Annotated in this window: 10 protein-coding genes; 8 read left to right on the top strand and 2 right to left on the bottom strand. The window is 71.6% G+C overall.

Annotation, left to right across the window (positions count from 1 at the left end):
• Positions 1 to 55 precede the first annotated feature (55 nt).
• Together JGS22_RS26910 and JGS22_RS01735 are read right to left on the bottom strand one after the other, a co-directional pair.
• Positions 56 to 3571 carry a DEAD/DEAH box helicase gene (locus tag JGS22_RS26910; protein WP_211039838.1) on the bottom strand — a complete coding sequence of 1172 codons (3516 nt, stop codon included), beginning with the start codon at positions 3569 to 3571 and terminating at the stop codon, positions 56 to 58.
• Between the two features lie 260 nt (positions 3572 to 3831).
• Positions 3832 to 5895, bottom strand: a complete 2064-nt coding sequence (locus JGS22_RS01735) for a neutral/alkaline ceramidase (RefSeq protein WP_308405465.1) — start codon at positions 5893 to 5895, stop codon at positions 3832 to 3834.
• Between the two features lie 308 nt (positions 5896 to 6203).
• On the opposite strand from JGS22_RS01735, the gene JGS22_RS01730 reads away from it, so the two are divergent.
• The 8 genes from JGS22_RS01730 (at position 6204) to thrB (ending at position 16138) form a co-directional block, all read left to right on the top strand.
• Positions 6204 to 7016, top strand: coding sequence for a M23 family metallopeptidase (locus tag JGS22_RS01730; RefSeq protein WP_211039839.1), 813 nt, complete (start codon positions 6204 to 6206; stop codon positions 7014 to 7016).
• A gap of 744 nt (positions 7017 to 7760) precedes the next feature.
• A complete protein-coding gene (locus tag JGS22_RS01725; RefSeq protein WP_211039840.1) occupies positions 7761 to 9005 on the top strand; it encodes a cation:proton antiporter in 1245 nt (414 codons plus the stop codon).
• A gap of 326 nt (positions 9006 to 9331) precedes the next feature.
• Positions 9332 to 9757 (top strand): response regulator, encoded by a 426-nt coding sequence (locus tag JGS22_RS01720; protein WP_211039841.1) that lies wholly within the window; start codon positions 9332 to 9334, stop codon positions 9755 to 9757.
• Positions 9758 to 9806: 49 nt separating this feature from the next.
• Positions 9807 to 10805 carry a DALR anticodon-binding domain-containing protein gene (locus JGS22_RS01715; RefSeq protein ID WP_211039842.1) on the top strand — a complete coding sequence of 333 codons (999 nt, stop codon included), beginning with the start codon at positions 9807 to 9809 and terminating at the stop codon, positions 10803 to 10805.
• A gap of 22 nt (positions 10806 to 10827) precedes the next feature.
• The gene (gene lysA / locus JGS22_RS01710; protein ID WP_211039843.1) at positions 10828 to 12219 is read left to right on the top strand and encodes a diaminopimelate decarboxylase; all 1392 of its coding nucleotides are present in this window, start codon (positions 10828 to 10830) and stop codon (positions 12217 to 12219) included.
• Positions 12220 to 12394: 175 nt separating this feature from the next.
• Positions 12395 to 13717 carry a homoserine dehydrogenase gene (locus JGS22_RS01705; protein ID WP_211039911.1) on the top strand — a complete coding sequence of 441 codons (1323 nt, stop codon included), beginning with the start codon at positions 12395 to 12397 and terminating at the stop codon, positions 13715 to 13717.
• A gap of 5 nt (positions 13718 to 13722) precedes the next feature.
• The gene (gene thrC / locus JGS22_RS01700; protein ID WP_372454173.1) at positions 13723 to 14814 is read left to right on the top strand and encodes a threonine synthase; all 1092 of its coding nucleotides are present in this window, start codon (positions 13723 to 13725) and stop codon (positions 14812 to 14814) included.
• Between the two features lie 391 nt (positions 14815 to 15205).
• Positions 15206 to 16138, top strand: a complete 933-nt coding sequence (thrB, locus tag JGS22_RS01695; protein WP_211039845.1) for a homoserine kinase — start codon at positions 15206 to 15208, stop codon at positions 16136 to 16138.
• The last annotated feature ends 364 nt before the right edge of the window (positions 16139 to 16502 follow it).

The raw sequence follows: 16502 nt of genomic DNA, 5'->3' as shown, positions 1-16502 counted from the left end.
CCGGGCGTCGGCGTACGGCCACCGGCCCCGGTCCGCCGCCGTCGGTCATCACCGGTCACCCCCGTTCGCAACGGCAGGCCGTGCCGGCCACCCCCGGCGGCGACAGTTCGCGCATCTCGGCCTGCTCAGCCGGCGTGAGCAGGTGCAACCCGTCGGCCAGGACGTCGAAGTAACGTTGCCGACTCCAGGCGCCGTGGTCGCCCACCACGAACAGCCGCCGCCGTGCCCGGCTGGCCGCGACGTTGAGGAGGTTGGGCGTGCCGGCCGCCCAGCCGCGTGCGCCCCGCCCTGCTGCGCCACCCGAGCCCAGTACGAGAAGTACGACGTCGGCCTCCTTGCCCTGGGTCGTGTGCACCGTTCCGATCCGGGCGCGGTCCACGGCCGCGCACAGCCGGCGGCTCAGCCCCCTCGCGACATCGCGGAACGGTGCGATCACGAACAGCTCGGCGGGGTCCAGCCCCCGGTCGAGCAGGCGGTGCACGATCACGTTCGCGGCCTCGCCCTCGGCGGCCGACCACTTGCCCTCGCCGTGGTGTGCGACGTCCCACCACACACTGCGCCCGGCGACCGGGTACGAGCCTCGGTCGGGGGTGCCCTGCACCATCAGGTCCTCGTACGCGATCCGGTTGCTGATGTCGAACATCGGGGACTCGCACCGCCGGTGGACCCGCAGAGGTGAACCGACCCAGACACGCTCGGCGCTGTCGTCGGGGGAGGGCAGCCACGTGCCCCAGGTGTTCGAGCGGTCCGCCACGCGCTGCGCGGAGTTGCGGCCGGGCGTCCACTCCTCGTCGACCCCGAAGCTCCGACGCAGCGCCTGCTGCCCGCTGCGGGGCAGGGTGACGACGGGTTCCAACTGGAGCGGGTCGCCGACCAGCACGGCCCGCCTGGCCCGCCAGAGCGCTCCCACCGGCATCTGCGGTGTGGCCTGGCCGGCCTCGTCGACGAGCATCCAGCCGATATCGCCCGCGCCGAGGCCGCCGAACATCCGGTCCAGGGAGGCGAACGTCGTGGAGACGACGGGCACGGCGAGGAAGAGGTTCTGCCACGCGGCGAGAACAGCCGCGGCGGGCAGGGTCGGCGGGGCGTTGCCGGAGAGCACCTCCATCGCGGCATCGAGGTTCTTTCGCATCCGGTCCGCGGCGCCTTCGAGGAACGCGCGGTGCAGGGCCGTCGCGGCGAGGAAGAGCCGGGTGCGTGCGGCGGTGAACTCGGGGTCCGACCACGGGGAGGACAGCTCGCGGCGCTCGGAGACCTCCCGGGTGTCCTGCGCGGCCGCGGCCTCGGGCAGGGGAAGCGACTCCGGGTGGCGACTCCGGGCCTCGTCGAGGACTCGCTGGTGGGCCTCCGCGGTGTCCGCGGCAGCACGGAGCGCGTTCTGGGCCCTGGCGAGCCGGGCCCGGGCCGACTCGTGGGCGCGGCGTACGTCGGTGGCGGTACGGGTGTGCTCCTCGTGCTGCGCCTGTGCGGAGCGTTCCGCACGAACGAGGTTCCCCCGCTCCTCGTCCCAGCGGCGTGCCGAACCGAGCCGGAGGGTACGGGCCCACCAGCCGGGGCGGCGGCGGCCGTGCTCCGCCACGCGGTCACGCGCCCGGTCGAGTTCCGCCGCTCGGGTGGCCGACGCCGCCTCGGCCGCGTCGAGTTCGGCCCGAGCGCGCCGTACCTGCGCCTCGACCGGGGGTACGCCGGCCGCCGCCGCCTCTGCCGCACGCAGGGCCGGGGCGAGCTCGGCGAGCGCCCGCGCGACGCGTTGCCGTTCGTCGCGCAGCCGCCGCACGGTGTCGGAGGCCTCCTTGAAGCGCCCGACCGCGCGGCGCCAGTCCTGCGGGGAGTACGGCCGTTTCGCGGCGTCCACCAGCACCTCGCGCATACCGGGGGCCGGGGGCGCGTCGCCGTCCTGCCGACCGGCCGGGCGCCGGCCGCCTGCGGTGGGCCCGAACCAGTAGTCGCTCCGGAAGGCGGAGCGGTTGCCCTTGTTCCCCAGCTTGGCCGCCAACGTGCCCCACGCCGGTTCGCCCCGGAGCAGGAGGCTGCCCTGGGCGGCGAAGAAGTCCGCCTCGCTCCGCCATTCCTCGGCGACGGCGCCGAGCGCGGGCAGCTCGACCGAGATGTTCTCCACCGCGCCGTTGTTCGCCGAGGCGATGACTATCTCGTGGCCGGTGAGCTCCGGCCTGAGCGCGAGCACCGAGCGCTCGTAGCCCTCGTTCTTCCACCGTCTGGCGGTGCCGGTGAACGCGTCCACGGGCCGCGGCAGCGCTGCCAGCTGCTCGGCGCGCCGGACCAGTACCGCCGCGATGAGGTCCCTTAGCTGGGTGGTCTTGCCCGTGCCGGGCGGACCGTTGACCGCGTACAGGCCCTCGCCGTCGCCGAGCTGTTCGAGGATCGTGTTGACCGCGAACTGCTGGCTGAGCACCAGGGGATGCTCGGTCCTGGCCGGCCAGCGCCCGCCGGGGAACCGCGCGGGCTGGACGCCCTCGTACACGGCGGCGGTCCGCTCGCGTACGTCGACACGGCTGTGTACGGGGATGCCGTCGGCGGCGGCGAGGTAGGCGCGAAGCGCCGCGGGCGGATCCTCTCGCTCGATCCGGGCCGCCACCAGATCGAGGTCGGAGGCGATGAAGCTGTTGAGGAAGAGCGAGCCGACGGCCGTGCCGGAGTCGCGTTCCGGGACGAAGCGGCTGTGCACCCGGACGGCGTCGGGAAGCAGCGCCTCGGACACGTGGAACCGGTTCGCCACCCAGCGGGTGAGCGCGGAGAGTTCGCGCACGGTCAGAGGCTGGTCGCCGAGCTGCGGTGCGGCTGCCTCGTCCAGCTCACCGCCGTCGCCGTCCGTACCGGTGCCGGAACCGTCGCCGCCCGTACCGCCGGGCGTACTGTCCAGCCGCGCGCGTACCGCCTCGTTGGCGGCGTCCGCCGCCGCGTCGGCCGCTCCGGACACGGCTCCTCCGGCGACCTCGCCGAGCAGCGCCTGCGCCGCCGGCCCGATACCCCCGGTCGCCGCTCCCAGCACGATCTCGCAGGCGATGCCGGCGAAGGGGCGCAGCCGGTCCGCGGTCGTGTCGGCGATGCGCAGCCTGCCGTCGCCGACCTGGCGGATGACGTCCTCGCAGTCCTGCGCGTCCTGCTCGAAACCGTCCAGCCAGCCGGGTTCCGCGGGGCCCGGTGAGAGCGCGCGTCCGGTGGCCCAGGCACAAGAGGAGAAGACGAGCGAGTCCTCGATGAGTCGGCCCTCGTCGTTGACCTCGAAGGCGAGCAGCGCGCTGTCGCCGTCCAGGCGTGCGTCGTGCTCCTCCTCGTCGGCGTCGAAGACCTCCAGCAGGATGTCCCGCACGCGCTCGACGGCGTAGACCCCGCAGTAGACGGTGTGCTGCCGCCGCTTGCCCGCCGGCCGGCGAACGCGGTTGAACCGGTGGCCCTCCTCCCAGGGCAGGGGTTCGCCCGCGTCGACCCGGTACCGGTGCTGCTGCGGTTGCACCCTGTCGACCTTCTGCGGGCCGAACAGCTCGACCGCCCGCCAGTACCGCAGGATGTCCGCCCTGCGCTTGCGCTCCGCCCTGTCCGTACGCGACACGATCCCTCGCCCTCCCCGAACGCCCGTCCCTGTGAAGATCGTTGACCTCGGAACCGTAGTCGTGCGATCGCAGGTTGTGACAGTGTGCCTCCGCTCGGGTGCCCCGGTGCGCCGGAGTGCGCCCCGTGCGGCCGTACGGCGTACGGCGGGCGGCGGGCGGCGGGGTTGAACGTGCGCGGCGCGGCGGCGAACGGCGAACGGGGCGGGCCGGCGCATCGGTCCGCGCCGCCCCGCCCCGCCTGGATCGTTCGTCGGCGGCCCTAACTCCCTTCGACCGTGAAGGAGTCGCTGGTGCCCTCGATGGGGGTGACGGTGCCGGTCAGGCTCTTGGCGTGGCCGTTGTAGCGGATGCGGTACTCGCCGGGCTCGGTGTCCGCCGGGATGTCCCAGCTGAGCGTTGTGTGCGAGGCGCTGACGCCCCGGCGCTTCCACTCGAACCTGGTCGACCAGTCGCCGTCGTCGGCGACCCGGGCCCAGCGCTCGCCGTCCTTGCGCTCGACGGTGAGGTAGGTGCCGCCGTGCTGGAGGCCGTTGTTGGGGTGTGCGCCGGCGAAGACCGCGGAGGCCCGCTGTCCGGTGCCGTAGGAGGCTTCCGGCTGGGTCAGCACGTCACCGAACTTCCTGCCGAGCGGCGGACTGTCCAGGACGACGCCGGGGGGCCGGATGATCTGCTTGTCGGAGAGGTCCGGCGGCTTCGGGCCGTCGGGGGAGGGCCTGCCGTCGCGCATCCTGGTGGCGAGGTCGGCGGCGGTCTGCTCGATCGCCGGCAGCTGCCAGCGTCCGAACATGGTGCTGCCTCCCTCGTACTGCTGCTTGTCGTACTCCTCGGGCGTGGTGAGGTAGTGCCCGTAGGCGTTGGAGTGCCCGGCGACCAGTACGTCCTTGACGTCGCTGCCGGTGATCTCCGCGACGGTCCGGCGCAGCCGCAGTCCGGAGACGATGCTGACCTCGTTCGCGACGCCGATCAGATGGAGGTCGCCGATCCGCAGCAGCTGGACGGGGAGTTCCTCCTGCATCCACGGCATGATCTTGTTCATCTCGCCGAGCGGGAGCAGTACGCCCTTGGGGGACTGGCACTCCTTGAGCTCGGGGGAGGCGTTGTAGAGGATGCTGTGCGAGATCCAGTCGAAGAAGGGGTTCTCGCCCTCCTGGAAGACCGGCAGTGCGGGCCCGTCCTCCGTGCTGCCCGCGGCGGCGGCCGTACCGTACATGGCGCCGCAGGTGCGGTGGGTCTGCCCGTCGCCGGTGAACTCGGGGGAGACCTCGACGTCGGAGAAGTCGACGTGGGTCAGGCGGGAGTCGACGCCGCCGGTGAGGGCGCGGCCCGGGTCGTCCAGCTGCTTCGCGGCGGCCTCGTACTGGCGCTCGCCGACCTTGGCGGTGTTCTCGAACTCCTTGGCCGGCAGCTCCTCCGGCGGAGCGAGGTCGAGGTTGGGCGAGAGGTCGCCGGTGTTGGTCTGGGCGAAGGCGGCGACGAACTTCGGCGGGCCGTCGGCGTGGTAGTCGACCTTCTCCACCTCGCGCTCCCAGTGGAGCGCGGCGTACCCCTTGTTGTCGCCGCTGATCAGGGTGTTGGTGTTGGTCATCGAGGTGTTGTGGGTGGGGAACCAGTTGATGACGCCGACCGGTCGGCCCTCGCGTTCGATCCGCAGCAGAGAGGTCTGCGGGTCGATGCCCTCGGGGAAGAAGTCGCGGTCCTCGGAGGGGTTGCTGTCGAACGCCTCCTTGGAACGGTTGACGCTCGCGTTGTGCAGTTCGCCGTGGGTGAGCTTCAGGGAGGAGGGGGCGAGGTCCTCGTGCGCCTGGGCGACCGACTTCAGCATTCCCTCGGTGGTCGCCCGGAAGGTCTCCTCGCGGAAACCCATGGTGGTGACGTTGTAGAGCGCGTGGTGTGAACCGCCGCCGGGGCCTGCGTGGCTGTGGGTGGCGGTGATCATGACGTTCTCTTCGCCGTACAGATCGCCGTAGCGCTCCTTGAGGCCCTTCAGCACGGCCTGGCGCTCGCTGTCGAAGATCATCGCGGAGTCCATCACGATGAGCAGTACGCGGTCGTCGGTCTCCCGGTCCTGGATGACGAACGAGCGGGCGCGCTGCCGGGTGTGGATTCCGGAGGTGCGCTGATCGGGCTTGGCGTAGCCCATCATTCCGGCCTCGGCGACACCTCCGGTGGCGTCGGCGATGCCTCGGCCCACCAGATAGGGCGCATCGGAGTCCCGGGGCTGCGCGTCGGCGTGCGACCCGCTGCCGTGGGCGGTCATGGGGGTGAGGAGGAGCGCGCCGGCGAGGGCAGTCGCGAGCGCTGTCCGTCTGTATGTGAGGGGCACACCGAATGTCGTACCAGTGGTAGCGCCCGTTGGGTATGCATGTACGTGACAAGACCGTGGCGTACGGTGAAGTCCGGGACATTTGGCCGGACCAGTGCGGGGAGGACGTCAACTCGCGCTGGACCGCGCGGAGTTGGGTGTGCGGTGCAGCTTCCGGCGGGCGCTGGTGGTTCGACCAATGCCCGTTACTCGTTCGTATTGTCGTGGACTTGGCAAGCCTTTTACTCTGGCCCCACCGCCCGTCCGGTGCGCGTCCCGGAGCAGTGGGGGCCGCTCCGGCCTTCGCTTCCTCCACCTCAAGGAATCCGATGAGACGCAGACGCACCCTCACCGCTGTTGTCGCCGCCCTCGGCATCGCCCTCGCGGGCCTGACCTCCGGCACCGCACAGGCCCGAGAGACCGCGACCGACGACGCCACCGCCCTCGCCCCGAACTTCAAGGCACCCTTCGCCTGCGGCGAGAAGTGGACCTACAGCCACCACTCCGCCGAGGTCCGCCGCGCGCTGGACTTCGTACGCTCCGACGGCGGGACCACCGCAGGCAGCGCCGTCACCGCCTCCGCCGCCGGTACGGCGACCCGCCACTCCCAGCCCAGCGGCGCCGGGAACTACATCGTCATCGACCACGGCGGCGGCTGGCAGACCTACTACTTCCACCTCCAGGCGTTCTCCGTGCCCAGTGGCGCACAGGTCGCCCAGGGCCAGCAGATCGGCACCACCGGCAGCACCGGCAACTCCTCCGGCGCGCACCAGCACTACGAGCAGCTGCTGAACGGCGTCGGCCAGAACATCCACATCAACGGTGCCGCGCTCCCGTACCCGCCGGTCTACGGCCAGCAGCACCTGACCAGCGACAACTGCGGTGGCGGCGGCGAGACCAACTTCAGCACCTGGGGCAGCGGCGTCAACGTCCGCGCGGACGCCTTCCTCAACTCCCCGGTCGTCGGCACGATCGGCGGCCCGACGAGGGTCTTCGTCGAGTGCCAGAAGGAGGGCGACACGGTCAACGCCGAGGGCTACACCAACCACTGGTGGAGCAAGCTGCGCGACCAGGGCGGCTTCATCTCCAACATCTACATCGACGATCCGGCCGCCAAGCTGCCCGGCGTGCCGATCTGTTGAGCAAGCCGGTTCGTTGAGGAGGCCGGTCTGTTGAGCAAGCCGGACTGTTGAGCAAGCCGGTCTGACAACGACAGCCGGGGGCGGTCCCGTTGAGCGCGTGGTACGCGCGACGGGGCCGCCCCCGGACGTGTCTCACCGGACGTGTCCCACCGGCTGAGGGCGCGCGCCGGTCTCGGCCGCCCGTGCCGGCGCGGGCGCGGGCGGTGCCCGTGTGGTGCCCGTGTGGCGAAGACGCCGTCGGCGCCGTCCCCCTCGTACGCCGTCCCTCCCCGTACGCGGTCCCGTCACGGCCGCCGTCACCAGCGGCAGTGGACGGCGGCAGGCGAACGAGGCGGAGGTCTCGGCTGTCGAGGGTGTGGGGGCTTGGTGCGTCCGTCATATCGGCTGGCGCTGCCGAATCGGGTGTGGTGTTCCGCGTACCGCTCTGTGCGTTCTCGCGGTTCTCGCTGATTCGCGTTCCTACCGCGGCGAATGTGCGGCAGATCACCCCGTTCGCCCAACTGGCGGGCAGATAAAGGGATTTGGCGCAACCCCGGAGTGACGAGGGACGCACCCTCGGCACCCCCGGTGACGGAAAGTCCTTTGGTAGGCTAACTATTAACGTATCCTTGACGGGTCGCCCCCCACCCATGCTCCGGAGGAGATCTTCAACTCGTGTGTGTCCCATGACTAACCGCTCCCATTCGCATACGGAACGTCGTTCTCGAGAGGTAGTAGATGGGTCACGCTGAGACACTGATCGCCATGGGTGGTGCCTTTGTCGCCGCCGCCGTTCTTGCCCGACTGGGCGCCCGAATCGGCCTTCCCACCATTCCGCTCTTCATCCTCGCGGGCATTCTGCTGGGGCCGAACACTCCGGGCTTCGTGCTGATCGAGGACGCCCACGACCTGGAGATGCTCTCCGCGCTCGGGCTCGTGCTGCTGCTGTTCTACCTCGGCCTCGAGTTCCACGTGGACGACCTCAGGACCGGCGGCAAGAAGATGGCCATCGCCGGCGCCATGTACCTCCTGCTGAATGTCGGAGTCGGCTTCGCCTTCGGTCTCGTTCTGGGCTGGGGGCTGTCCGAGGCGTTGGTGCTCGCCGGCGTGCTGGGAATCTCGTCGTCGGCGATCGTCACCAAGGTCCTTGTCGATCTTGGTCGAATCGGAAACCCGGAGACGAAGCCGATTCTCGGCATCATCGTCGTCGAGGACATCTTCCTCGCCCTCTATCTGGCCGCGCTGCAGCCGGTGATCTCCGGGTCCGAAGGTCTGGCCGGGACCATGGCCCAGATCGGCAAGGCGTTCGCGTTCCTTCTGCTGCTGGCCGTCGCCGCGCGTTGGGGCACCACGTACATCGGCCGGCTGTTCCGCATCAAGGACGACGAACTGCTGGTCATCTCCTTCCTGGGAGCAGCGGTCCTGGTCGCCGGTATTGGTGAGCAGTTCGGTGTCGCCGACGCGATCGGCGCGTTCATGGTCGGCCTCATCCTGGGCAACACGACTTCCGGCGAACGCATCCGGGAGCTGGTGCACCCGCTGCGGGACGCCTTCGCGGCGATCTTCTTCTTCGCCTTCGGCCTCTCGATCGACCCCGGCGTACTGCCCGCCGTGCTGTGGCCGGTGCTCGCCGCCGTGGCCATCACCATCACCATGAACATCATCGCCGGCCTGGTCACCTCGCGGATCTACGGCTTCGGCCCCGGCCAGACGGCGAACGTGGCGACCACGCTGCTCGCCCGCGGCGAGTTCGCGCTGATCCTCGCCACGATGGCCGCGGCGGCCGGCCTGGACGACAGGCTCTCGCCGTTCATCGCCGGGTACGTGCTGATCCTCGCCGTGGTGGCCCCGCTCGTCGCGGGCCGCTCGTACTGGCTCGCCAAGATCCTGCCCGGCAGCCGCCCCACCAGGAAGGCTGACGCCGCCGCGGCAGCGGAGACCGACGCGGGGGAGACCGGCGCGGGGGAGACCGACGCCGACGAGGGGGAGCCGGTCAGCGCCAACCGCTGACCCGCGCCGTACTCGCCCGTGCCCGCGCCCGCGCCCAGCCCCGTGCCCGCGCCCGCGCCGTAAGGCGAGGGGCCGTACGTCAACACCGCCCGCGCCCGTTCGGGACGCGTCGAGGGCGGCAGGACCGAGTTCCGGCCTGCCGCCCTCGACGCGTTCGCCGTCCGCGCCTGTACGTCCCCGAGTGCGCCGCGCGCCCCTCCGTGCGCCCCCGGAGCGGGGAACCGGTTCGGGGAGTCTCCGCAGCTGGCGAGCGCGCGCCAGGCTGGAAATAGCCAAAACCCGGACGCGCCCCCTGAGCCCCGCCTAACCTTTGCCATGTGGCGGGAATGTCCAGCCGAGTCCTTGTCGTCGACGACAGCAAGGTCATTCGGCAGCTGATCAGGGTCAATCTGGAGCTCGACGGCTTCGAGGTCCAGGTTGCGGCCGACGGTGCCCAGTGTCTGGAAATCGTCCATCAGCTCTGCCCCGACGTCATCACTCTCGACGTCGCGATGCCGCGTCTGGACGGTCCGCGCACCGCTGAGCTGTTGCGCCAGGACCCCCGTACGTGCCATATCCCGCTGGTGCTCGTCAGTGGCAGCGTCGCCGGGTGCGACCGGTCGAGGTTCGACGCCGTGCTGTCGAAGCCGTTCGACCCGCTGGAGCTGGTGCGGACGGTGCGCCGGCTCGCCCACGGGGACGCGGGGCGGTCGGGTTGCCCGGCCTCACGCTCGGTGACCGGCGGTGCGGACAGCGTGCTGGGCCATTCCTGAGTGCGATACGGATTCGCCTCGTCCCGCCTCCGCTCCCTAGGCTTCCCCCGTGACCCCGAACCAGCTCCAACGCGTTCTGCTCCAGGCGCTGAGTCACGCGATTGCGGACGGGGAGCTGCCGGCCTCCGCCGCGACGGGGCCCGAACGGGTCACACTGCGTAAACCACCGCACGGCGACGCGGACTTCGCCTCCCCTCTCGCTCTGCGGCTGGCGCCGGTGACCGGCCACTCCGCCCGTGAGATCGCCGAGATCCTGCGCGACAGGCTGGCGCAGGAGGAGGAGATCGGCCGCGCGGAGGTGGCCGGGCCCGGCTTTCTGAACATCACCCTGCGCCGGTCCGCCCACACCGAGCTGGTGCGCACCCTGCTCACCCGGCGCCCCGACGGCCGTACGGCGCACGGCACTTCACCGACCGAGGCGCCCGATCAGCGGGACGTCCCCGATCAGCGGGACACCCCCGATCAGCGGGACGTCCCTGAGCAGTGGGATGTCCCCGAGCTGCCCGTGCCTCCTGAGGACCCGGCGGCGGACGCGGCCCGCTGGGCAGCTCTCACCGGCAGTGCGATCAGCTACGAACGCCGCGACAGCCAACCGCTGTTCCGAATCCAGTACGCACGCTCCCGCAGCTGGGCGCTGGTCGAGGGCGCCCGGGCGCTGGGCTTCACCGCCGAGCCCGGCGACTACCGCCGCAGGTCGGAACTCGCCCTGCTCACCCTGCTCGCCGACACCGCGCACCTCGCGGACCGCACCCGCACCCGCGCCGACGCCCGCGCCGACGCCCGCGCCGCCACCCACGCCCGCGACGGGCGCCCCTCCGGCGCCGACGAGCCGCCCGTCGGCGGGCCGGCGCTCGCCCACCACCTCCGGGCCGTCGCCGACGCCTTCCTCACCTTCACCTCCGCGCCCGGCGCCCCCTCGGTCCTGCCCCGCGGGGACGAGAAACCCGAGGCTGCCCACCGCTCCCGGCTGGCCCTCGCCGAGGCCACCGGGACGGTGCTGGCCGGCGGCCTGTCCCAGCTCGGCATCAGCGCACCCCACTACCTCTGACCTCTGAGGGGATTCTCGACCCATGAGCCGTTCCGCCCACCCCGCCGGGCCCCGTCACGCCGACGTACTGCCCGAGGGCCACTACAGCCCGCCGCCGGCCGACCTGAACGCGCTCGACCCGCGCGTCTGGGCCGGTTCCGTACGCCGCGACAAGCGCGGTGTGCTCACCGTCGGAGGCCGGGACGTACTCGCGCTCGCTGAGGAGTTCGGCACCCCCGCCTACTTCCTGGACGAGGACGACTTCCGCGCGCGCTGCCGCGCCTGGCGCGACGCCTTCGGCGAGGGCGCCGACGTCTACTACGCCGGCAAGGCGTTCCTCTCTCGCGCCGTCGTGCGCTGGCTGACCGAAGAGGGCCTCAACCTCGACGTCTGCACCGGCGGGGAGCTGGCCACCGCGCTCTCGGCCGGAATGCCCGCCGAACGCATCGCCCTGCACGGCAACAACAAGTCCACCCAGGAGCTGGAACGCGCCATTGAGGCCGGCGTCGGCCGTATCGTCCTGGACTCCTTCCAGGAGATCGCCCGCGCCGCGCACATCGCCCGCCGGCTCGGCCGCCGGCAGCCCGTCCAGCTGCGGGTGACGGTCGGCGTCGAGGCGCACACCCACGAGTTCATCGCGACCGCGCACGAGGACCAGAAGTTCGGCCTGCCGCTCGCCGAGGGCCAGGCCGCGGAGGGCGTACGGCGCGTGCTGGGCCTGGATTCGCTGGAGTTGACGGGGATCCACTCCCACATCGGTTCGCAGATTTTCGACACCTCCGGCTTCGAGGTCGCCGCACACCGGGTCGTCGGGCTGCTCGCGCAGACCCGCGACGAGCACGGCGTGGAACTTCCCGAGATCGACCTCGGCGGCGGCCTCGGCATCGCCTACACCTCCGCCGACGACCCCGCAGAGCCGAGCGCGATCGCCCGTTCACTGGCGCAGATCGTGGACCGCGAGTGCGCGTCGGCGGGGCTGGCGGTGCCGCGGCTGTCGGTGGAGCCCGGGCGCGCGGTCGTCGGACCCACCGCCTTCACGCTGTACGAGGTCGGCACGCTCAAGCCGCTGGAGGGGCTGCGCACCTACGTCAGCGTGGACGGCGGCATGTCCGACAACATCCGCACCGCGCTGTACGACGCCGAGTACTCCGTCGCGCTCGCCTCCCGCACCTCCGAGGCGCCGCCGATGCTCAGCCGCGTCGTCGGCAAGCACTGCGAGAGCGGCGACATCGTCGTGCGCGACGCCTTCCTCCCCGCGGACCTGGCGCCCGGCGACCTGCTGGCGGTGCCCGCGACCGGCGCGTACTGCCGGTCGATGGCGAGCAACTACAACCATGTGCCCCGCCCCCCGGTGGTAGCGGTGCGCGACGGCGAGGCGCGGACGATCGTGCGGCGGGAGACCGAGGAGGACCTGCTGCGCCTCGACGTCGGCTGAGGCGCAGCAACGTGCGTCCGGGGTGCGCGGTCGGTCGGCCCGCCCGGCCGTCGCGGTCGCCGAACCCTGGTCGTAGCCTTGGGATCTCCGTCTCACGCACCGGACCGGCGCCGGTTTTCGCTGCCCGGTGCGTGAGACTTGGTTGACACAGAATGACGAGAATCGAGGTCGGATGATGCGTACGCGTCCGCTGAAGGTGGCGCTGCTGGGCTGTGGAGTGGTCGGCTCAGAGGTGGCACGCATCATGACGACGCAGGCGGACGACCTCGCCGCACGCATCGGGGCCCCGGTGGAGCTCGCCGGTGTCGCCGTGCGCAGGCCGGGCCGGGTCCGTGACGGCATCGACCCCGAGCTGGTCACCACCGACGCCACCGCGCTCGTCAAACGCGGCGACATCGACGTGGTCGTCGAGGTCATCGGCGGCATCGAACCCGCCCGTACGCTGATCACGACCGCCTTCGAGCACGGCGCCAGCGTCGTCTCGGCCAACAAGGCGCTGCTCGCCGAGGACGGCCCGACGCTGCACCGGACCGCCGAGGAGCAGGGCGCCGACCTCTACTACGAGGCGGCCGTCGCGGGAGCGATCCCGCTGGTGCGCCCGCTGCGCGAGTCCCTGGCAGGCGACAAGGTCAACCGCGTCCTCGGAATCGTCAACGGCACCACCAACTTCATCCTCGATCGGATGGACTCCAGTGGCGCCGGCTATGTCGAGGCGCTCGACGAGGCCACCGCGCTCGGTTATGCGGAAGCCGACCCGACCGCCGACGTCGAGGGTTTCGACGCCGCCGCCAAGGCCGCGATCCTGGCCGGAATCGCCTTCCACACCCGGGTGGGCCTGGACCAGGTGCACCGCGAGGGGCTCACCGAGGTCACCGCGGCCGACATCGCCTCCGCGCGCCGCATGGGCTGCACCGTCAAACTGCTCGCCATCTGCGAGCGGGCCGTCGACGGCCGTTCGGTCACCGCGCGGGTGCACCCGGCGATGATCCCGCTGACGCACCCGCTGGCGTCGGTCCGAGAGGCGTACAACGCGGTCTTCGTCGAGGCGGAGGCCGCCGGGCAGCTGATGTTCTACGGGCCGGGCGCGGGTGGCTCGCCCACCGCCTCGGCCGTCCTCGGCGACCTGGTGGCCGCCTGCCGGAACAAGGTTCGCGGCGCCCGCGGCCCGGGGGAGTCCGCCTACGCGCAGCTGCCGGTCAGCCCCATGGGCGGGGCCGTCACCCGTTACCACATCAGCCTCGACGTCTCCGACAAGCCGGGTGTGCTCGCCCAGGTCGCGATGATCTTCGCGGAACACGGTGTCTCCATCGACACCGTGCGCCAGCAGGGCAAGAGCACGCCCGAGGGCGGAGCACCGCCCGCGGGCGGTGGCGAGGCGTCGCTCGTCGTCGTCACCCACCGGGCCACCGACGCCGCGCTCAGCGCCACCGTCGAGGCCCTGCGCAAACTGGACACCGTACGCGGTGTCGCCAGCACCATGCGGGTCGAAGGGGAATGAACGCCATGCCGGGAACCAGCCACACCAGCGCCCAGTGGCGCGGCATCATCGAGGAGTACCGGGACCGGCTCCCGGTGAGCCCGGGGACCGAGGCGGTGACGCTCCGGGAGGGTGGTACGCCGCTGGTGTCCGCGCAGCTCCTCTCCGAGATGACGCGCTGCGAGGTCCACCTCAAGGTCGAGGGCGCCAACCCCACGGGCTCCTTCAAGGACCGCGGGATGACGATGGCGATCACCCGCGCAAAGGAGGAGGGCGCCAAGGCCGTCATCTGTGCGTCCACCGGCAACACCTCGGCCTCCGCCGCGGCGTACGCGGTGCGCGCGGGCATGGTCTGCGCGGTGCTCGTGCCGCAGGGGAAGATCGCGCTCGGGAAGATGGGCCAGGCGCTCGTGCACGGCGCCAAGATCCTCCAGGTCGACGGCAACTTCGACGACTGCCTCGACCTCGCACGCGGGCTTTCCGACAACTATCCCGTGGCGCTGGTGAATTCGGTCAACCCGGTTCGCATCGAGGGCCAGAAGACCGCAGCCTTCGAGATCGTCGACATGCTCGGCGACGCCCCCGACATCCACGTCCTTCCCGTGGGCAACGCGGGCAACATCACCGCCTACTGGAAGGGGTACGGCGAGTACGCCGCCGACTCCGACGCCGGCCCCGCCCGGGCCCGCCGCACCCCCCGAATGTGGGGCTTCCAGGCGTCCGGATCCGCGCCCATCGTGCGCGGCGAGCCGGTCAAGGACCCGCACACGATCGCCACCGCGATTCGCATCGGCAACCCGGCCTCCTGGCAGCAGGCCGAGCGGGCGCGCGACGAGTCGGGCGGCTTCATCGACGAGGTGACGGACCGTCAGATCCTCGCCGCGTACCGGCTGTTGTCGGCCCAGGAAGGCGTCTTCGTCGAGCCCGCCTCGGCCGCCTCGGTGGCCGGGCTGCTCAAGGCGGCGCAGGAGGGCAAGGTCGATCCGGGCCAGCGGATCGTGTGCACCGTCACCGGCAACGGTCTGAAGGACCCGGACTGGGCGGTCGCCGGTGCTCCGCAGCCGGTGACAGTGCCGGTCGACTCCGCCGCGGCGGCCGAACGGCTCGGTCTGGCCTGACCCGAGCCCGTGCAGAATCTCCGCGCGTACGGCCCGCCCCACCTGTGGAGCGGGCCGCAGCGAAGCCGAAGGCCGGGCGGCAGCCGGACCCGCGGCGAGCGGAAGCACAGAGTGCGCACGACACGCCTCGTGCGCCCGTCGTGCGCCCTGTGTCGCCGTTCACGCATCCACCGATAGGCTGGTCCCAGCCCCCACCCAGTACGCACGACATGTGTCGTGGCCTGCCCGTCGGCATCTTCGCCGTAGCAGCCGCCCGGGGACGCTTCGTGCGACCCCGCCCGCCTCGGCCCGGCACCTTTTCCGCCCCCCCCGGGGACGGGCAGGTGCCGGTTCCGCGCAGCCGGCCGCCCGTCATGTCCGTGCAACTCCGAGCAAGGAGAGTCATCGAGCGATGGCCGGTCCAGCATTCCGAGCCGCCGCGGTACGGGTACGCGTCCCCGCGACCAGCGCCAACATCGGCCCCGGCTTCGACGCCTTCGGCCTCTCCCTCGGCCTCTACGACGACGTCGTGGTCCGGGTCGCGGAGTCCGGACTGCACGTCGACATCGCGGGTGAGGGCGCGGACAACCTCCCCCGCGACGAGAGCCACCTGCTGGTGCGCGCACTGCGCACCGCCTTCGACGTGCTGGGCGGTCAGCCGCGCGGGCTGGAGGTCGTCTGTGCCAACCGCATCCCGCACGGCCGCGGCCTGGGCTCCTCCTCCGCCGCCATCTGCGCGGGCATCGTGGCCGCCCGCGCGGTGACGACCGGCGGCGCGGAGCGGCTCGACGACACCGCGCTGCTGGAGCTGGCCACCGAGATCGAGGGACATCCGGACAACGTCGCGGCCTGCCTGCTCGGCGGCTTCACGCTCGCCTGGACGGACTCCGGGGCTGCCCGGGCGATCCGCATGGACCCCGCGGACTCGGTGGTCCCGGTGGTGTTCGTGCCCGCGCGGCCGGTGCTCACCGAGACCGCGCGCGGGCTGCTGCCGAAGAGCGTTCCGCACGTCGACGCCGCGGCCAACGCCGGCCGTGCGGCGCTGCTGCTGGAGGCCCTGACCAGGCGCCCCGAGCTGCTGCTGCCCGCGACCGAGGACCGCCTCCACCAGGACTACCGCGCGCCGGCGATGCCGGAGAGCGTCGAGCTGGTCAACAGGCTGCGCGCGGACGGAGTTCCGGCAGTCATCTCCGGTGCGGGGCCGACGGTGTTGGCGCTCACCGAGGACGGCTCGGCGGAGAAGATCGCACACACGGCGGGCGAGGAATGGACCGCCAACAGACTCGCGCTCGATCTGCGCGGCGCTGGAGTGCTGCCGCTGAAGGGCCCGGATGCGGGCAGTTGATGTTGTCGCCGGCCGTGGATTGCCGGTGATGGAGAGGGGGAATGTTTGTTACGTCCGGTAGTGTTAACCTCAAGCCAGCACTCGCAGCCCTTTGCGGTGTGGTGCTTGGAGTCCCCAATCGGGGCAACTCATCCTTCCGGGAGCTTCCCACGCTGTCTGAGCTGCATGCCGAGCAGTGTTGACCACATCCCGGAGCGGCGTGAATGACGCACACCTCTCACGCCATTTTTGAACCGACCTCTCCGCCGTACGCACAGGCGGGACTTACCGCCACGGCGCGGTCTCAGCAAATCACGGACCGCAGCCGGACAGCACAACCGGTCGCCGAGCCAGACAGGCCGACGCCCGCTCCAGGGAAGGACCC

This window comes from Streptomyces tardus (genome assembly GCF_018101125.2).
Lineage (GTDB): Bacteria > Actinomycetota > Actinomycetes > Streptomycetales > Streptomycetaceae > Streptomyces > Streptomyces tardus.
The sequence above is the reverse complement of the archived record's forward strand: the minus strand, read 5'-3'. Positions and strand labels throughout refer to the sequence as shown.